Here is an 18,559-nt window from a genome sequence, read left to right as displayed (position 1 = left end):
CAGCATTGAAAACCGCAGCCTACCGCCCTAAACCCAAAGCATGGTGAAACCGGCCTTTGCTCATGTCACCCAATGGGTGTTCGACCTCGACAATACATTGTACCCGCCGCATATGCGCCTGTTCGATCAGATCGAGGTGCTGATGACGGATTACGTGGTGCAGGCCATCGGCGTCGACCGGCCCGAGGCCGACCGGCTGCGCTCGCATTATTGGCGGCAATACGGCACCACGCTGGCGGGCCTGATGGCCGAGCATGATCTGGACCCCGATCCCTATCTGCACGCCGTGCATCAGGTGGACATGAGCCATATGGAGCCCGATGCCGCGCTGGCCGACCATATCCGCGCCCTGCCCGGGCGGCGCATTGTCTATACCAACGGGTCAGCGCCTTATGCCGAACGGGTTTTGGCCGCGCGCGGGTTGGATGGCCTGTTCGATGCGATTTACGGAGTTGAGCATGCGGGCTATCGCCCCAAGCCGCAAAAAGCCGCGTTCGAGACGATCTTCGCACGCGACGGCATTAAGGCCCAAACGGCTGCGATGTTCGAGGATGATCCGCGCAATCTGGCCGCCCCGCATGAGATGGGAATGCGTACCGTGCACGTCGCACCCGACCCGCACGAGGCTGATCACATTCATCACCACACCGACGATCTGACGGGCTTTCTGGGCCGCCTGCGATAGGCTGTCACACTGCGACGATCTGTGCGTTTCGTAGGTGCAGCATAATCTCCATATGCACCCCAGCGACGAACAGAATCGGAGACCCCAATGACCGCGCTCGATATCCATGCGCGCCCGCCCATCTGGCAGCGCCTCTTGTTTGCAGTGCCCCTGTTTGGCTGGATGGCCCGCGATGTGTCCAATGCTCAGGCCGAGGACCTGTATTATACCGCCGCGGCCATCATCAGCATGTGGGGCTGTTCAATCATGCTGTTCGGAGTTCCCGGCCTTTACATACCTGCCTTGATGATGGTGCCTGTGATGTTCCTGATCCTGCTTCTGATCTCGCGGGGCTAGGACACGAGACAGGATGTCACTTGGCACCTGCCACGGAACGGCACTAGGGTCTGCGGCAACGGAGAACTGCCCATGACTGATAGCTGTGACATCCTGATTTCCGGCGGCGGCATTGCCGGCCTGACCGCCGCCGCCGCGTTTGGCGCCGCCGGGTTCGACGTGATCTGCGTCGACCCCACCCCGCCGATCACCGAACGCGACGTAGACGGCTCGGACCTGCGCACCACTGCGTTCCTGCAGCCTGCACATGGGTTGCTGGAACAATGCGGCCTCTGGGCCCGGCTGGACGCCCATGCCGCGCCCTTGCAGATCATGCGCATCGTGGATGCAGGCGGCGATGTGCCCGAACCCCGCGTGGTGCGCGACTTCAACGCCGCCGATATCTCGGACCAGCCGTTCGGGTGGAACCTGCCCAACTGGCTGTTGCGGCGTGAAATAGTGGAGCGGCTGACCGAGCTGCCCAATGTCGATTTCCGCCCCGGCACCGGTACTGTCAGCCTGTTCACCCGCACCGCCGAGGCCCGCGTGGGCCTGAGTGACGGAACTCGCGTTCGCTGCAAACTGGTAATCGCCGCAGATGGGCGCAGCTCGCCGATGCGCGAGTCCGCCGGGATTAACGTCCACACCACGCGCTATGGTCAGAAGGCGTTGGCCTTTGCGGTCACCCATCCGATCCCGCATGAAAATGTCTCGACCGAGATTCACCGCTCGGGCGGACCGTTCACCCTGGTCCCCCTGCCCGACTGGCAGGGTCAGCCGTCATCGGCGATTGTCTGGATGGAACGCGGACCGCGCGCCGTCGAACTGCTGAACCTTGAACCCGAGGCTTTTGAGGCAGCGATGACAGAACGCTCCTGCGGCTTGTTCGGGCCGCTGAAGCTGGCCTCGCGCCGGACGATCTGGCCGATCATCAGCCAGTCGGCGGACCGGTTGTCGGGCGAACGCATCGCGCTGATGGCCGAGGCCGCCCATGTGGTGCCCCCTATCGGCGCGCAAGGCTTGAACATGTCGCTGGGTGATCTGCGCAGCCTGCTGGAACTGGCGCAAGCCCGCCCCGAAGGCTTGGGCGATGCGCAGATGCTGGAGGCCTATCACAAGGCCCGCCACACCGAGATCGAGCTGCGCGTCAAAGGCATCGACCTGCTCAACCGCGCCTCGATGATCGAGGCGCGATCGCTGCGCGATGCGCGGGCGATGGGGTTGAATGCGCTCTATTCCCTGCCGCCCGTGCGCAAGACGCTGATGCAGATGGGTCTCGGCGTGCGCTGAGACCCTGTTGATTAAAGCACCTGATCCAGCACCCGTTTCAGGCGCCCAATCGTGCCGTCCACATCATAAAGCTTGTCGAGCCCGAACAGGCCCAGACGGAAAGTGCTGAACCCTTCGGGCTCATCACATTGCAGCGGCACACCAGCGGCGATCTGCATACCGAGGGCGGCAAATTTCTTGCCGTTCTGCACCTCGGGGTCGGTGGTATAACTGACCACCACGCCGGGGGCACCAAACCCGTCAGCGGCAACCGACATGACGCCCTTGCCTTTCAGATAGGCCCGCACGCCATCCCCCAGCGCCCATTGCGCCGCCCTCAGCTTCTCGAACCCGTACTCCCGCGTTTCGGCCATGGTATCCCGGAAAGCGCGCAGCGAATCCGTGGGCATGGTCGCGTGATAGGCGTGACCGCCATTCTCATACGCCTGCATGATCTGGCGCCATTTCTTCAGATCAATGGCAAAACTGTCCGAGCTGGTCTGCTCCAGTCGCGCCTCGGCCCGTTCGGACAACATGACCAGACCGGCGCAGGGCGTCGCGCTCCAGCCCTTTTGCGGGGCTGAGATCAGAACGTCGACACCGGTCGCCTTCATATCGATCCACGCGCAGCCAGAGGCGATGCAGTCCAGCACCATCAACGCCCCCACCTCATGCGCCGCAGCGGCCATCGCCGTCACATAGTCATCGGGCAGAATCACTCCGGCAGATGTCTCAACATGCGGGGCAAAGACGATATCCGGACGCTTCTCGCGGATTGCCTCCACAACCTCATCAATCGGAGCCGGGGCAAAGGGCGACGGGCTGGCATTCCCCGTCTCACGCGCCTTCAGAACCGTCGCCTGAGCGGTCAGCGCACCAGACTCGATAATCTGGCTCCAGCGATAGGAGAACCACCCGTTGCGGACCACCAGCACATTGGCATCGCGGGCGAACTGGCGCGCTACGGCCTCCATCCCATAGGTGCCACCGCCGGGAATGACGGCCACACCGTCAGCGTTATAGACCTCGCGCAGCATTCCCGAGATATCGCGCATCACCTGCTGAAAGCTGGCCGACATATGGTTGAGCGAACGATCCGTGAAGACCACCGAGAATTCTTCGAGGCCATCCGGATCAACAGTTTCCAGCAATGCAGGCATGACATGTCCTTTTTAGTTGTTCCCTCTACTTCTGCCCTGTCTCGCGGGCCCGGTAAAGCACCAAACCCGCGCCTCGCTTGACCTGAGGTCAATTGCAACCTTAAGTTTTATTTTGAGATTTTACGTGCAACAATTGCCAGAAATGACGCCAATTAGAGTCAGCCTCTCTTTACACCCTTAGGTGTTTCTGAACAGATACATTCACTTAGAACAAGAATGGATTAAATACCTCGTGACTGCGCAAAAACGGATTAGTTTCCAAGTCGTCCGGGACGAAGTTAAACGTCGGATTGAATCCCGCATCTGGCCTCAGGGCTCACTTCTGCCCACCGAAACCCAACTTGCGGAAGAGTTCAACTGTGCCCGTGCCACCGTAAACCGGGCGTTGCGCGAACTGGCCGATCAGGGTTTTGTCGAACGCAAACGAAAAAGCGGAACGCGGGTCAAGAAAGAGCCTCGCAAACAGGCCAAGCTTGAGATTTCGCTGGCTCGTCAGGCGGTCGAGAATCAGAACTCGGTCTATCGTTATGCTCTGGTCGAACGGAATGTGGTGCACAGCCCCGGTTGGCTGACCTCGCAACTGAATGTCGAACCCGACGCGCGGGTTCTGCACGTGATCTGCATGCATTATGCCGACAACCGCCCCTTTCAACTGGAAGAACGCTGGATCAACATCGAAGCCGTGCCTGATGTTGAGCATGCCGATCTCAACGCGAGCGGCCCACATGAATGGCTGCTGAACACCGCGCCTTTCACCGAGGCCGAGATCGCCTTTTGCGCAATCTCGGCCGACAATCGTCTGGCCGACTTCATGGGAACAACCACAGGCACTTCGATGATTCAACTGGAACGGACGACGTGGAAAGACGGGTTGCCGATGACTTTCGCGCGCATGACCCATCATCCGGGCTTCCGCATTCACACCAAATACTGACCAGAATCAGCCAATCGGCCCCGGCAGGCGTTCCTCGCTCAGCAAGACATTGGCCTCGACCTCACCGGCCCCCGGTAAGGTCATCACCCGCCGCCGCAGGACCCGCTCGAAATCGGCCAGATCCCGTGCCACGACGCGCAGGCGGTAATCATAAAGCCCCAGGACATGCTCGACGGTCTGCACCTCGGGGATGGCGCTGACAGCGCGCTCGAAATCCTCAAGGCTGACCTGCCCCTTGCGCGCCAGCTTGACGCCCAGAAAGACGGTCACGCCGAATCCCAGCGCCTCAGCATTCAGGCGCAGCCGCCGCCCCTTGATCACGCCCGCCTCTTCCAACCGGCGAATCCGCCGCCAGGTCGCGGGCTGTGACAAGCCAAACCGACGCCCGAGCGCACCGGCACTTTGGGTCGCGTCCTGAACCAACGCGCGCAGGATCTTGCGATCAATCTCGTCCAGTTCGATCATACTGGCAGCACCTCGTCCCGCTTGACCCGCGCGATATGCATCAGCGCCTCGATATCGGCGATATGCGGCAGGGTCAGAATGCGGTCGCGATAAACCTGCTGATAATGCGCCATATCCCGCGCCAGCACCGACAGGCGCACATCGACCCGGCCGAGGAAGGTCTGGATCTCGATCACCTCCGCCACCTCCCGCGCCGCTGCGGTGAACTCATCGAAGGCCCGCGCCTGCGTCTTGTCCAATGTGATCCGCAACGACACCTCGACCGCATAGCCCAACGCGGCCCAGTCGATCACCGCTTCCTGTCCTTCGATAATCCCCGACGCCTGCATCTTTTCGATCCGCCGCCAGCAGACGCCCGCGCTGATGCGGCAACGCTCAGCCAGTTCCGCCGTTGTCAGGCTGGGCTCGGCCTGAAAATGACGCAGGATGCGCCGGTCGATATCGTCAAGCATGATTTTTTCGCTTACTCGCTGATCCGAGAATTATTCTTCATCTTTTTCCCAAATACTCAATCCTAACCCTATAGCCAATACCAAATACTCGGGATAAAAGCGCAGCAATCGAAACTGAAAGGACCAGCGACATGCGCGTCTATTACGATCGCGATTGCGACATCAACCTGATCAAAGACAAAAAAGTGGCCATCCTGGGCTATGGCAGCCAAGGTCACGCCCATGCGCTGAACCTGCGCGACTCGGGCGCCAAGAACCTGGTCGTCGCCCTGCGCGAAGGTTCGCCCTCGGCCAAGAAAGCCGAAGGCGAAGGCCTGAAGGTCATGGAAATCTCGGAAGCGGCTGCATGGTGCGACGTCATCATGTTCACCATGCCCGATGAACTGCAGGCCGAGACCTACAAGAAATACGTGCATGACAACATCAAGCCTGGTGCAGCAATCGCGTTCGCCCACGGCCTGAACGTGCATTTCGGCCTGATCGAGCCGAAAGAGGGCGTCGACGTCATCATGATGGCCCCCAAAGGCCCCGGCCACACCGTGCGCGGCGAATACACCAAAGGCGGCGGCGTGCCCTGCCTGGTGGCGGTTCACAGCGACGCGACCGGCAAAGCACTGGAAATCGGCCTGTCCTACTGCTCGGCCATCGGCGGCGGTCGTTCCGGCATCATCGAAACCAACTTCCGCGAAGAATGCGAAACCGACCTGTTCGGTGAGCAGGCCGTTCTGTGCGGCGGTCTGGTCGAACTGATCCGCTGCGGCTTTGAAACTCTGGTCGAAGCAGGTTACGCGCCGGAAATGGCCTATTTCGAGTGTCTGCACGAAGTGAAACTGATCGTTGACCTGATCTATGAAGGCGGCATCGCCAACATGGATTACTCGATCTCGAACACCGCCGAGTACGGCCAGTACGTCACCGGCCCGCGTATCCTGAAATACGACGAGACCAAAGCACGCATGAAAGAGGTCTTGAACGACATCCAGCAGGGTAAATTCGTTCGTGACTTCATGCTGGAAAACGCCGTTGGCCAGCCGACCATCAAAGCGTCGCGCCGCGCCAATGACGAGCACATGATCGAGGAAACCGGCGCCAAGCTGCGTGGCATGATGCCCTGGATCTCGGCCGGTAAAATGGTCGACAAAGAAAAGAACTAAGACTGGCCTTTGTCAGCGAAAGGGCGGCCCCGGTGGCCGCCCTTTTTTATTCAACCGCATTTGCGTAGCATTCGCCCAGAACAAAATCCCAGCCTTTGTCATAGTTGGCGCGCTTGTCTGCTGCCTCGGTCGCCCAGACCTCCCACCCGGAATGGATCAGCGTTACCTTGGTCTTGCCGCCGTCCTGCGCCTCAAACAGCACCTCAACCCGCGTCGGTTTTTCCGTGTTCGTGCCGGGGTGCCACGTGAAGGCCAGCCGCTTACCCTCTTCGAAAACCAGAACCTCGCCCCAATCGGCGCGCGCGCCGTCGAACATGGTCTCATAGATCGCACCGCCGACCCGAGGTTCGATCACCACCGCAAGGGCCGGTTTGCCTTCGATGGCAGACACGGCGTGCCCGTCCAATGGCCACCATTTCGCAATCCGGTTCACGAAAATGTCGAAGGCACGCGTAGCGTCGGCGTTTACTATTACGGCTTTGACGATCGGATCAGTCACGGGCCCTCTCCCTCTGAATTCACTTCATCCGCAAATCGGCTCATGACATCCGTCCAATATTGGTCGAGCCACGAGCGAAGCGCATCCAACCCATCCGGACACGCAGCATAGATCCGCCGCGTACCTTGCGCGCGGCACATCACCAGCCCTGCATCCGACAGCACCTTCAAGTGCTGCGACACCGCGGGACGGCTGACCGGTAATTCGGCGGCGATCTCGCCCACGGATCGGGGCGTGTGTGCGACCGCTTCAAACACCTGCCTGCGGGTTGTGTCGCCTAACGCTGTCAGAGCCTTTTCGTAAGTCATTACTTACGGTAAGTCATTACTAACGGAATGTCAATTTCGCCTCGTGACATGTTCACTTACGCGGGATAAGGGGGTGGAATGGTTGAACAACCCTCAACACGAGACTGGAGCGGCGTCTTCATTCTGGGCCTCATTTGGGGCGCAACATTCATGGTCGTGGCCATGGCGCTGGAAGGCTACGGCCCCATTACGGTTGCCACCTCGCGCACCACGTTGGGCGCGGTGACCTTGCTGGTGCTGATGCGGTTGACGGGCCGTCGCGTGCCCGCGTTGACTCCTGCATTGGGTGTTTCGATCATCCTGATCGGTCTGCTGTCCACCGCCGTTCCCTTCATGCTGCTCAGCTGGGGGCAACAGTTCGTCCCCTCGGCCTTCGCGGGGCTGTCCATGGCGGCGATCCCGCTGATGGTTTTGCCGCTGGCACATTTTTTTTCGGATGAGCCCCTGAACCTGCGCCGCCTGATCGGGGTTTGCCTCGGGTTCACTGGTGCGCTGGTCCTGATCGGGCCGGGCCTAGCGCAATTGGGTCAAGGGACCGAGCCTCTGGCGCAACTGGCGTGCATTTGCGCCGCCCTGTGCTACGCCAGTTCATCGGTCATGACGCGCCGTTGCCCACCAATTGATCCGCTGGTCCTTGCAGCTCTGACGCTGGTCGTGGGGGCCTCTCTTCTGGTGCCAATCATGCTGCTGACCGAGGGGCTGCCGACCTGGCAAGGCCCCCGCCCGACCGTGGCGCTGATCGTGCTGGGCCTGTTGCCCACTGCCTTTGCCACCCTGCTGCGGGTCTCGATCACACGCAGCGCCGGATCGGTCTTTCTGACGCTGGTAAACTATCAGGTGCCGATCTGGTCGATGGTCTTTGGCGCCTGGATCCTGTCCGAAGCACTGCCGCTGCGTTTTTTCATAGCGCTTGCGCTGATTCTGGCCGGCATGGCCCTCAGCCAATGGTTCAGCCTGCGTAAGATGCTGATCGGGTATTAGCCCGCGACCGCCTCGACCTCGGCGACGATTCCGTCAACCACCTGATTGAGCAGAGCAGCGTCTTCGCATTCCGCCATCACCCGGATCAGAGGCTCCGTGCCCGACTTGCGGATCAGCAAACGCCCCTGCCCGTTCAACCGCGCTTCGGCCTCGGATATGGCCGTCTTGACGTTGGCAGCCTCCAGCGGGGTCTGCCCGGCGGTAAATCGCACATTCTTTAGCAATTGCGGAACCGTTTCGAACTGGCGCGACAGCTCCGAGGCTTTCCTTTCGGACAGCACCATCTCGGCCAGAAAATGCAGGCCGGCCATCAATCCATCGCCGGTGGTAGCATAGTCGCTCATCACGATATGGCCGGATTGTTCGCCGCCCAGATTGAAACCACCCTCGCGCATCCGTTCTACCACGTATCGGTCACCGACTGCGGTGCGTTCCAGACGCAGGCCCTGCCCCTGCAGATGGCGTTCAAGACCCAGATTGGACATCACCGTCGCCACCAGGGTGCCGCCCTTCAGCTGCTCTGCCCGCGACCAGGCCCCGGCAAGCAAAGCCATCAACTGATCGCCGTCTGCCACCTTGCCAGTCTCGTCAATCACAACGACGCGGTCGGCATCGCCATCCAGACAGATGCCGACATCCGCGCCATGCGCGACAACGGCTTCCGCTGCGACGCGCGGTTTGGTGGAACCGCAGTCAAGGTTGATATTCTTGCCGTCCGGCGCAATGCCGATGGGGATGACATCTGCACCCAACTCCCACAACACTTCGGGCGCGGTGCGGTGCGCGGCACCATTGGCGCAATCGATCACAACCTTCAACCCATCCAGCCGCACATCGCGCGGCAGCGAGGATTTGACCCGCTCGCCATAGCGGAACCGGGCGTCATCGACCCTGCGCGCTCGGCCAATATTCTGCGCCTGTGCCGGGCGCACGCCCTCTTCGATCAGACGCTCGATTTCCAGTTCGGCCTGATCGGACAGTTTGAAACCGTCAGGCCCGAAGAACTTAATCCCATTGTCCTCAGCCGGGTTGTGACTGGCCGAAATCATCACGCCCAGATCCGCCCGCATCGACCGGGTCATCAGTCCGACCGCCGGAGTCGGCACCGGTCCCAGCAGCAACACGTTCATCCCGGTCGAGGTCAGCCCCGCCGTCAGCGCGTTTTCCAGCATGTACCCCGACAGCCGCGTATCCTTGCCGATGACAACCCGGTGCACGCCCGAGGCATCCCGGCGGAAATATCGGCCCACGGCGGCCCCTATGCGCAAGGCCATCTCTGCTGTCATCGGATGCGTGTTAGCGGTGCCCCGCACCCCGTCGGTTCCGAACAGCTTGCGCATATGTCATTACTCCTGAAAATTCCTGGTGCCCGGATTACCGGACGGTGGCCCACAGACGCAAGGCCTGAGCGGTCTCGGCCACGTCGTGAACGCGTATAACTTGCACGCCCTGAGACAATCCTGCCAGAGCAACCGCGATTGATCCCGGCGCACGGGCATCTTTGCGCGGCTCTTTGCCGATCTCGCCGATGATCCCCTTGCGCGACACGCCCAGCAGGATCGGACAGCCGAGCCCATGGAACAGGCTGAGATTGCGCAACAGCGTCAGATTGTGATCGGTGGTTTTGCCAAACCCGATGCCCGGATCGACCAGGATCAGATCCCGGCTGAGGCCAAGACCTTCCAGATGTGCGATCTGCGCTTCAAGAAAGTCATACACGTCCAGAAGCACGTCGTCATATTGCGGATCATCCTGCATCGTCGCCGGATCACCTTGCATGTGCATCACACAGACTGGCGCGCCAATGCGTGCGCAAAACGGAGCAAGCTGCGGATCGAAGGTAAAGCCCGACACATCATTGATCAGCCCCGCGCCTGCAGCGTGCGCCGCCCTTGCGACGCTGGCCTTGCGCGTGTCGATCGAGATCAGCGCATCGGTTTCAGCCCGGATTGCTGCGATCAGGGGCTCGGTGCGGGCGATCTCTTCCTCAGCGGGTACGAAATCGGCGCCGGGGCGGGTGGATTCTCCGCCGATGTCCAGAATGCTGGCCCCGTAACCCACCATCTCGGCAGCGGCTGCGCGGGCCGCGTCAACCGAGTTGTGCAAACCCCCGTCCGAGAAGCTGTCGGGCGTGGCATTCAGAATGCCCATGATCTGCGGCTGCGCCATGTCCAGCCCGGCAATGGGCGCGCGTGGACGGGTGAGATACTCCATGTATGTATCTGGAATATCTTTGATTTCCACAATCTGTGGGGTTTTGCCCCGCTGCAGCATTTCGGCCTGCGTAAACCACAGCGGCTGACCTGCCAGCGACGCGGCGCCTGACGGGCGCACAGGCCCGTGCTGAACAAGCGGACGGTAATAGACAGTCACAACTGCGCCTGATCCACCGGAACGGCACGCAGTGGTGTTTTGGGGGCTTCGGGCAAATCGCCGCCAATCACCAACATCTCGCTGGCCTCGAAGGTCGCGGCGAACCAGGCCGCCAATGCGACCGCGTCAGACGGTGCCGCCGAGGGGCCATCCACCGCATCCAGCACGATCTTGGAGGGGGCCCAGACGCAAATCTGGCCGTTTTTCATCGCCCAATCCAGTTCGGTCCGGGTGGAAACGACAACACAGCGATGATCCCGCGCTGCCAGAACCCAGGCGTTCTGCTCGATGGCCAGCAGGTCGATCCGGCGCTGGGTCATCGCGTGGCCGGTCTGCGGTACATCCAGATTCGCGGCCCCGACGCACAGGATCAGCGGGCGCTGCCGGTTCTCAAGCTGGTCAATCCAGCCGGTCAGATTGCCCGACACAATCGCTTCGTTCGACAGGAAAACCAGCCGGGGATGAGGCCGCTCTTCTTCGGTCACATCATGATGCATCGCATCTTTGCCGCGCACGATCTCGACCCCAAGCGCACCGGGCCCACGATCCAATTTTTCAATGCGAACAAAGGCCCTTACAGCCTGAGGCTCAAGCAGAATACGTTCCGCCACGCGGTCGGCCAACGTCTCCAGCAGGTTCAGCCGTTCGGCCGCCAGTTCGAACGCAATGGCTTCGGTCACCCGGTCATAGGACAGGATGCGATCCACATCATCGTCGATGGGATCTGTCAGCGGGCGTACCTCGACCACAATGTTGAAACAGATGCGCTGGGTGGTGCCGCGCTCGGCCTGAAAGGCCCCGATCTCGACCTCGACGATATGGTCCCGCAACGAGATACGATCCAGCGGCCCGCGTGAAGCGGTCGCTTCGGACCGTTCAGACGGATGCGCGAACGCAAGGCGAATTTCAGAGCTCATCTGATGGACCTTCTCGGACTTGGTGGACTGATCAACCCAATTTACGTGATGAGCGGGCATATAGCACCGCAGCAAACGCCATTCCAGCCATCGAATGCGGCGTCAGGCGATCCCGGCAAGGGACCACCTGCGCCAACATTCACTTGCTCGCGGTCCGATAATTGTGCCTGTAGAAAATATGTACGCCGATCCGGGCCGTTTCTTTGTAAACCCGTGCCCAGGACGGGCGCACCGCTTTGGTGTGATAATGCGTCGCCCCCGAGGTCATCTCTTCGGCGACCCCGTCAATTGCGGCGCGGGCCACTTTGGACACGCGCTCGTAGGCGCGTTTTTCGTGGATAACTTCTTTCTGGCCGTCGCAGGTATAGGTGAACTGGCACTGATACCGCTTTCCGGTGCCCTGCTTGATCACTCCACACAGTGTATCCGGGAAACGTCCGCTTTCGACACGGTTCAGGATCACCTCGGCTACCGCGAACTGGCCGCGCACGCTTTCACCGCGCGCCTCGAAATACAGCGCCTCGGCCAGACAGCGGAAATTTTCATCTCCGGTCGCCTTGGGCTGCTTGTCCAGCCAATCCTTGGTATAGGAAACTTCAATCTTTTCCGGCGCCTGGCGCGGCTGGAACAGCTTCAGGTAGTCGCGGAAACTCTGTCCTGGCAACTCGTTACGGGCAACCAGTTGATCAGATGTATCGACGCGCGCTTTCTCAGCGTACGCCAAACTTGGCAGCAAGGCTGCGGCCCCCACGGCAACAGCCAATATGTAGCGTCTCATCAGATAACCTCGCACAGGCACATACGCGCCTAACCCTCCCCCGGCGGGCGCGACGAGGCTAATACCCTACCAAGGGGCAGACGTCCAGTATTCTTAAGAAGGCAAGAAAAAAACCGCTCACGCCGCCAATATTCATCGACAGCGGAACGTTTCCTACGCCACTATTTCTAGGTAGGAGACAGTTAGTCAACCCCCAAGTTTGGACGAAATCGCCAGTTGAGCGGCAGACAGCCGAGCGACGGGCACCCGGAAGGGTGAGCAGGACACATAGTCAAACCCAAGCGCCCGGCAGATGGCGATTGATTCGGGATTGCCACCATGCTCACCGCAGACAGAAAGTGTAACGTCTGGTTGAGCTTGACGCCCGCGTTCAGCCCCAAGTTTCAGCAATTCGCCCACCCCGTCCGCATCCAGAACGTGAAATGGATCTTCGCCAAACACGCCTAGGCGGACATATGCCGACATGAACCGACCCGCATCATCGCGGGACAAACCATAGGTCATCTGGGTCAGGTCATTGGTCCCGAAACTCAAAAAAGCCGTATGTGGCGCGATCTCATCCGCGCGCAGACAGGCCCGGGGCGTTTCGACCATTACGCCCAGACGATACTCCAGCTCCTGTCCGCGTTCCGAAGCCACCTCGGCCGCGACCGCATCGATCCGCGCCTTGACCAGTTCCACCTCGCGATTGGCCGAGACCAGCGGGATCATCACCTCCGGCACCACCGGATCGCCGTCCTTCGAGGCCTCCAGCGTCGCCTCGAAGATCGCGCGCGCCTGCATGTCGTAGATTTCTGGCACGGTCACACCCAGCCGGACACCACGCAGCCCCAGCATGGGGTTGTATTCGCTCATGGCCGCCACCCGGCGTTCGACATCCGAGACCGGAATGTCCAGCGCCTCGGCCACTTCGCGCTGACCGCTGCGGGTCGTTGGCAGGAACTCGTGCAACGGCGGGTCGAACAGGCGGATACAGACCGGCTGCCCCTCCATGATGCGGAACAGTTGTACGAAATCCTGCCGTTGCATCGGTAGCAGACGTTCCAGCACCGCAGCACGACCCGAGGGCGTCTGCGCAAAGATCATCTCGCGCATCACGGTCAGACGACCGGGATCAAAGAACATGTGCTCGGTCCGGCACAGGCCGATGCCCTCGGCCTGAAAATTCCGCGCGGTCTGCGCGTCGGCGGGCGTATCGGCATTGGCGCGGATGGCGATGTCACGCTCGGCGTCGGCCCAACCCATCAGCGTCTGAAAACAATCGTCCAAAGCGGCTTCGAGCATTGCGGGCTCTCCGGCCAGCACCTGCCCCGAGGTTCCGTCGATGGTCAGAACATCCCCGGTCTTGAACACACGCCCGTCCGGGGCCGTCAGTTGCCGTTTCTTGGTCTGGAACCGCATCTCGGACGCGCCAACGATACAAGGCAGACCCAGGCCCCGACCAATCACCGCGGCGTGGCTGGTGATGCCGCCCTTTTCCGTCAGCACCGCGACAGCGGCGTGCATGCCGCGCACATCCTCGGGCGAGGTTTCGCGGCGCACCAGAATACACGGCTCGCCCCGCGCCGCGCTGGCCTGCGCCTCGGCTGCGGTAAACACGATCCGGCCCGTTGCTGCACCGGGGCTGGCCGGGATACCATTGGCCAGCACGTCACGTTCAGCTTCGGGGTGGACCTGTCGGTGCAGAAGTTCGTTCAGCGAATGCGGGTCGATCCGCATCACCGCCTCTTGCTGCGGGATGATCCCGTCTTCGGCCAGCCGCACCGCGATCCGCATTCCCGCACGCGAACCGCGCTGTACCCGTACGCCGTCCAGAATATGCACGTCGCCATTCTGAACCACAAACTCGACCTGCATCTCTTCGCGCAGCTTTTCCCGCATCAGCGCGGCGTGCGCCTTGAGATCGGCAAAGGCCTCGGGCGCCACATCCTCAAGCGATTGCCCGCGCTCATCTTTTTCCAGATAGAGCGCCGAGACCCCCTCACCCAGCGCATCGCGTCCCTGGCTCTGGCTCAGATAGCGGCCGGTGATCTGGGGCATCCCCGTCGCCGGGTCGATCAACTGCAACACGCCCGAGCCGCATTCGCCCTGCCCGACGCCCGGGATCATCTCTTGTATGACCAACCCCAGCCCGGCATCTGCCGGCGCGCCCTTGGCCTGCCGCAACAGCCGGGCCGAAGTTCCATCCCACGCCCGCGCCATCGACCGCAGTACGCCGATCAGCTGCTCGCCCCGGTCCTGAGGGAACGCCTCGTCGGTTTCATCCTCATAGGCGCGCAAGGACAGGCTCAGCCCTTCGCGCCCATCCGCTTCGATATCGTCAAAAACATCCGGGTCCAGACGCGCCACATGGAGGGCATAGCTTTGCACGAACCGCCGATAAAGCGCCGCTGCCGCGTCACGCCCCATATCCGAAGACAAGTCCAGATAGCGCGCATCGTTCATACCGATGTTCAGAACCGCCCCCGGACCGCCCCAGTCGGGGTCCTCGGAACTGGGCCGTACACACAACAGCGCCTCGGCGTCGAATTGTTCCAGGATGGCGGCGAGATCGGGCACCTGCCCTTCGGCGATTTGCTGCACCGCGTCAAAGGACAGCGCCACGGTACGCGGCACCGGCATATCCAGCCGGACCAGCCGTTGCAGGCATTTCGCCCGTCCGCCATGGGTATTGGCGGCAACGGGCGCTTTCGATGTGATAAGCGTGGTATGCGGATTATTCTGCACTGCGGCACCTTTTGGTTTCACCGCAGCATAAGCCCCTGCGCCCATGGCGCAAGGGCGTTATCCTTCGATCCAGGTCAGATCAGCCACGCTGGAGCAGACCTTGCGGATCTGGCTCAGCAGGTTCAGACGGTTGCGGCGCAGGATGTCATTGTCGGTGTTGACCTGCACATCCTCAAAGAACGCATCCACCGGCGCGCGCAGAGCGGCCATGGCGGTCATCGCCGTGGGGAAATCCTCAGCCTTCAACGCGGAATCGATCTTGGCCTCTGCCGCATCAAGCGCTGCAAACAGCGCTTTTTCGCTGTCGGTCTCGGCGAATTTCACATCTGCGCCATAGGAGTATTCGACTCCATCCTTCTCTTCTGCCTGCGACAGGATGTTGTTGGCCCGCTTGAACCCCTGCACGAGGTTCTCTCCATCCTCTGTCGCAATCACCGCATTCAGCGCACGCGCACGTTTGACCAGCAGGTTGAGGTCGTCATTCCCCTCCATCGCGATGCAGGCGTCGATGATGTCGTGACGGATGCCCTCGTCTCGGAGGAAAACTTTGAGACGGTCGTGGAAGAAGGAGAGGAGGCTGGAAGAAGCTCCGTCAATCTTGGCCGATACGACACTGAGCGTAGAGCCGTCTTTCACGTCTGGCTCGAACGGACAATCATCGCTTTCGGAGATTTTCTTCACCACAGATTTGAAAGCTGCTCCAAAAACACCGTGCTGTGCAATCTCTTCCAGAGTGCTTTCGAGCGTGAACAAATCTTGTTCATCTCCACTTTCACGTAGTCCCGCAAGTTCGAGTTGCAACAACTGTCGGTCTACCACCCTGCTGAGGCGTAGACGCAAATCGTTCTCCAAAACCAACCGAATGACTCCCAATGCAGCACGGCGCAGGGCAAACGGGTCCTTCGATCCTGTCGGCGTTTCATCAATTGCCCAGAACCCGGTCAGCGTATCCAGCTTATCCGCGAACGCCACGGTCACCGACAACGGCGCGGTCGGCACGTCATCCGACGGCCCCAGCGGCGAGTAATGTTCCTGCGCCACGGCGGCGACGGCGGCGTCCTCGCCTGCCGCTTCGATATAATAACGCCCCATAAGCCCCTGAAGTTCGGGGAATTCATAGACCATCTCGGAGTTCAGATCAGCCTTGGCCAGTCGCGCAGCTTTCTCGGCCTGATCCGCATCCGCTCCAACAACCGGAGCCAGTTCGCGGGCCAGTGCTGCGATGCGGTCGATCCGTTCCGCCTGAGTGCCCAGCTTGTTGTGGAAAGTCACATTCTCCAGCGCGCGGGTCCATTGGGCGATGTCCGACTTGGCGACACGCAGGTCATTCTCCCAAAAGAATTTCGCATCGGCCAAACGAGCCGAGAGCACCTTTTGGTTCCCCGCAAGAATGGTCGCGCCATTGTCGGCGGTTTCCCGGTTGGCGACGGTGATGAAGCGTTCGATCCGGCCCGTTTTGGGGTTCTTCACGGAAAAGAACTTCTGATGTTCTTTCATCGAGGTCTGCAGCACCTCGGGCGGCAGTTCCAGAAACTCCTCGTCGATCTGCCCCATCAGCACTACGGGCCATTCGACCAGACCGGCCACCTCGGCCAGCAGACCCTTGTCGTCAACCACTTCCAAACCGGCGGCAAAGGCCATGTTCTGGGCGTCATTCCAGATATGCTCGGCGCGCTCTTCGGGCGACAGTACCACAAAGGCACGCTTCAGCTTGGCGGCATAATCCTCGAACGAGGTGACAGAAAACCGGTTCGGAGCCATGAAACGGTGCCCCTCGGTGGTGTCGCCGGATGTGATGCCTTCGACCTCAAGCGGCACAACCTGCGCGCCTGCCTCATCACTCAGGATGCACAGGATCGAATGCAGAGGCCGCACCCACCGCATCGACCCACTGCCCCACCGCATCGACTTGGGCCACGGGAAGTTGCGGATTGTGGCGTCCAGCACCTCGGCGATGATCTCAGCCGCCGGGCGCCCTGCCTTTTCGATGGTGGCGAAATAGACCGCGCCTTTGGGCGTTTCACGCTCTTCCAACTGATCGCGGGTCAGACCTACGCCACGTAGAAAGCCTTCGATAGCCTTGTCCGGCGCACCGACCTTTGGCCCTTTGCGTTCCTCGCGGATGGTGGGGCTTTCTGCCAATAACCCTTCGACGGCCAGCGTCAGGCGGCGCGGCGTGGTCAGGGCGGCGGCGTGGGCGTAGGTCAGACCAGCCTCGACCAGACCGTCGGTGATCCGCTTTTTCAGGTCTTCCCCGGCGCGGGCTTGCATGCGCGCGGGGATCTCTTCGGAAAACAGTTCGATCAGCAGGTCGGGCATAGTCGGTCCTTAGAAATTCACAATCGCCTGAATGACGATGGCATTGGCGATATCCACGAAGAAGGCGGATACAAGGGGCAGCACGATAAAGGCAATAGGCGATGGGCCATATCGCTTGGTCACGGCGGTCATATTTGCAATCGCGGTCGGGGTTGCGCCCAAAGCGAAGCCGCCAAAACCGGCGGCCAGCACGGCAGCGCGGTAATTCGCACCCATCAGCGGGAACAGAACCCACAGCACGAACACCACCGCGAACAGGGTCTGGGCAGTCATGATCACAGCTATCGCCAGACCAAGCTCGGCAATGGTCCACAGTTGCAGGCTCATCAGCGACATCGCCAGAAATGCCCCCAGCGCAAATTCCGAGATCAGCGCCAGCGACGGCGTGCGCGCAACTGGCTTTGCGTTTGGTGCCAGCATGGCGCGCAGGTTGGCGATCACGATGCCCATGATCAGGCAAGGCACAAACAGCGGCAGTTTCAGCCCTGCGGCGCTGATGGCCTCGCTCAGGACCGCCCCTGAAATGATCGCAAGGTTGAGATACAGCAAAACCCGCATGACCGTCAGATGATCGATTTTGGACTTCGGCGCATCCTCGTTGGGCAGACCGACCGTATGTTCTTCGTCGGGCCTGTCGGGGCTGAGCTTGCGCCCTTCGATCAACAGCCGCGCAATCGGCCCCCCGACCAGAGCGGCCAGCACAAGGCCCAAGGTGGCAACCGCCACGCCGAGCTCGGTCGCGCCATTCAGCCCGGTGGCGGCAGAAACCTCGGGTGCCCAGGCGATGGCAGTACCATGACCACCGATCAGCGCGGCAGAGCCAAACAGGACACCCGCCTGCGCCGGATAGCCGAACAGAACCGCCCCTGCGGCACCGATCACATTCTGCGCGACGATGGTCAAAAGTGTCAAAATCAGAAGCAACAGCAATGGTTTGCCGCCCGCAATCAAATCCGATAGCCGGGCGTTCAGCCCGATGCCTGCGAAAAACAGCACCAGCAGGAAATCCCGCGCAGTCAGGCCAAAGGACAATTCTATACCAAAGGCCAGATACAACATCAGGACGACCAGCGAGGCCAGCAGCCCTCCGGTCACCGGCTCTGGAATGTTGAAGCTGCGCAGCGTGGCGACACGGGCATTGATCTCGGCCCCCAGCAAATAGACCGCAAAGCCCAGCGTGGCGGTCATGAAATCCGGGATATCAACGACCGACGTCATCTATG

The 18,559-nt window shown here is 61.0% G+C and carries 18 protein-coding genes; 6 read left to right on the top strand and 12 right to left on the bottom strand.

Translation table 11 applies throughout. From position 1 onward, the window contains the following. Positions 1-40 precede the first annotated feature (40 nt). From ACR0K9_RS03455 to ACR0K9_RS03445, 3 genes are all read left to right on the top strand, one after another. On the top strand, positions 41-685 hold the full coding sequence (locus ACR0K9_RS03455; RefSeq protein WP_480820794.1) for a pyrimidine 5'-nucleotidase: 645 nt from the start codon (positions 41-43) through the stop codon (positions 683-685). Positions 686-772: 87 nt separating this feature from the next. Then, on the top strand, positions 773-1,021 hold the full coding sequence (locus tag ACR0K9_RS03450; protein ID WP_480533018.1) for a hypothetical protein: 249 nt from the start codon (positions 773-775) through the stop codon (positions 1,019-1,021). A gap of 72 nt (positions 1,022-1,093) precedes the next feature. Next, positions 1,094-2,290 carry a UbiH/UbiF family hydroxylase gene (locus ACR0K9_RS03445; protein ID WP_480820792.1) on the top strand — a complete coding sequence of 399 codons (1,197 nt, stop codon included), beginning with the start codon at positions 1,094-1,096 and terminating at the stop codon, positions 2,288-2,290. Positions 2,291-2,301: 11 nt separating this feature from the next. Here ACR0K9_RS03445 and ACR0K9_RS03440 read toward each other — a convergent pair whose 3' ends face one another. Continuing rightward, the gene (locus tag ACR0K9_RS03440) at positions 2,302-3,429 is read right to left on the bottom strand and encodes an aminotransferase class V-fold PLP-dependent enzyme (RefSeq protein ID WP_480820790.1); all 1,128 of its coding nucleotides are present in this window, start codon (positions 3,427-3,429) and stop codon (positions 2,302-2,304) included. 232 nt (positions 3,430-3,661) lie between these two features. Between ACR0K9_RS03440 and ACR0K9_RS03435 the strand changes: the two genes are divergently transcribed. Then, positions 3,662-4,363 carry a GntR family transcriptional regulator gene (locus ACR0K9_RS03435; RefSeq protein WP_480820788.1) on the top strand — a complete coding sequence of 234 codons (702 nt, stop codon included), beginning with the start codon at positions 3,662-3,664 and terminating at the stop codon, positions 4,361-4,363. 6 nt (positions 4,364-4,369) lie between these two features. Here the strand turns inward: ACR0K9_RS03435 and ACR0K9_RS03430 are convergent, their stop codons facing one another. Beyond that, positions 4,370-4,828 (bottom strand): Lrp/AsnC family transcriptional regulator, encoded by a 459-nt coding sequence (locus ACR0K9_RS03430; RefSeq protein ID WP_170689676.1) that lies wholly within the window; start codon positions 4,826-4,828, stop codon positions 4,370-4,372. Further along, the gene (locus ACR0K9_RS03425; protein ID WP_480820786.1) at positions 4,825-5,280 is read right to left on the bottom strand and encodes an Lrp/AsnC family transcriptional regulator; all 456 of its coding nucleotides are present in this window, start codon (positions 5,278-5,280) and stop codon (positions 4,825-4,827) included. The genes ACR0K9_RS03430 and ACR0K9_RS03425 overlap by 4 nt, the downstream gene beginning before the upstream one ends. Before the next feature lie 131 nt (positions 5,281-5,411). Between ACR0K9_RS03425 and ilvC the strand changes: the two genes are divergently transcribed. Beyond that, on the top strand, positions 5,412-6,434 hold the full coding sequence (gene ilvC, locus ACR0K9_RS03420; RefSeq protein WP_480533030.1) for a ketol-acid reductoisomerase: 1,023 nt from the start codon (positions 5,412-5,414) through the stop codon (positions 6,432-6,434). 46 nt (positions 6,435-6,480) lie between these two features. Here the strand turns inward: ilvC and ACR0K9_RS03415 are convergent, their stop codons facing one another. After that, a complete protein-coding gene (locus tag ACR0K9_RS03415; protein WP_480820784.1) occupies positions 6,481-6,933 on the bottom strand; it encodes an SRPBCC domain-containing protein in 453 nt (150 codons plus the stop codon). Continuing rightward, on the bottom strand, positions 6,930-7,241 hold the full coding sequence (locus ACR0K9_RS03410) for an ArsR/SmtB family transcription factor (RefSeq protein ID WP_480820782.1): 312 nt from the start codon (positions 7,239-7,241) through the stop codon (positions 6,930-6,932). Before ACR0K9_RS03410 ends, ACR0K9_RS03415 begins: the two co-directional genes overlap by 4 nt. 78 nt (positions 7,242-7,319) lie before the next feature. Here ACR0K9_RS03410 and ACR0K9_RS03405 point away from each other — a divergent pair, with 78 nt between their 5' ends. Continuing rightward, on the top strand, positions 7,320-8,222 hold the full coding sequence (locus ACR0K9_RS03405) for a DMT family transporter (RefSeq protein ID WP_480533036.1): 903 nt from the start codon (positions 7,320-7,322) through the stop codon (positions 8,220-8,222). On the opposite strand, the gene glmM is transcribed toward ACR0K9_RS03405, so the two are convergent. The 7 genes from glmM to gltS all read right to left on the bottom strand — a co-directional run bounded on the left by glmM (position 8,219) and on the right by gltS (position 18,554). Continuing rightward, on the bottom strand, positions 8,219-9,562 hold the full coding sequence (gene glmM / locus ACR0K9_RS03400; protein ID WP_480533038.1) for a phosphoglucosamine mutase: 1,344 nt from the start codon (positions 9,560-9,562) through the stop codon (positions 8,219-8,221). The genes ACR0K9_RS03405 and glmM overlap by 4 nt on opposite strands. Positions 9,563-9,596: 34 nt before the next feature. After that, entirely contained in the window at positions 9,597-10,595 is a 999-nt protein-coding gene (gene folP / locus ACR0K9_RS03395; protein ID WP_480820780.1) for a dihydropteroate synthase, read from the bottom strand. Further along, positions 10,592-11,512 (bottom strand): dihydroneopterin aldolase, encoded by a 921-nt coding sequence (locus ACR0K9_RS03390; RefSeq protein WP_480820778.1) that lies wholly within the window; start codon positions 11,510-11,512, stop codon positions 10,592-10,594. Before ACR0K9_RS03390 ends, folP begins: the two co-directional genes overlap by 4 nt. 139 nt (positions 11,513-11,651) lie before the next feature. Next, entirely contained in the window at positions 11,652-12,290 is a 639-nt protein-coding gene (locus ACR0K9_RS03385; RefSeq protein WP_480820776.1) for a cell wall hydrolase, read from the bottom strand. 186 nt (positions 12,291-12,476) lie between these two features. Further along, positions 12,477-15,062 (bottom strand): putative PEP-binding protein, encoded by a 2,586-nt coding sequence (locus ACR0K9_RS03380; protein ID WP_480820774.1) that lies wholly within the window; start codon positions 15,060-15,062, stop codon positions 12,477-12,479. A gap of 12 nt (positions 15,063-15,074) precedes the next feature. Next, on the bottom strand, positions 15,075-17,336 hold the full coding sequence (glyS, locus tag ACR0K9_RS03375) for a glycine--tRNA ligase subunit beta (protein ID WP_480820772.1): 2,262 nt from the start codon (positions 17,334-17,336) through the stop codon (positions 15,075-15,077). Positions 17,337-17,345: 9 nt separating this feature from the next. After that, positions 17,346-18,554 carry a sodium/glutamate symporter gene (gene gltS, locus ACR0K9_RS03370; RefSeq protein WP_480820770.1) on the bottom strand — a complete coding sequence of 403 codons (1,209 nt, stop codon included), beginning with the start codon at positions 18,552-18,554 and terminating at the stop codon, positions 17,346-17,348. Positions 18,555-18,559 lie beyond the last annotated feature (5 nt).

The organism is Ruegeria sp. L12 (genome assembly GCF_056531745.1).
The sequence above is the reverse complement of the archived record's forward strand: the minus strand, read 5'-3'. Positions and strand labels throughout refer to the sequence as shown.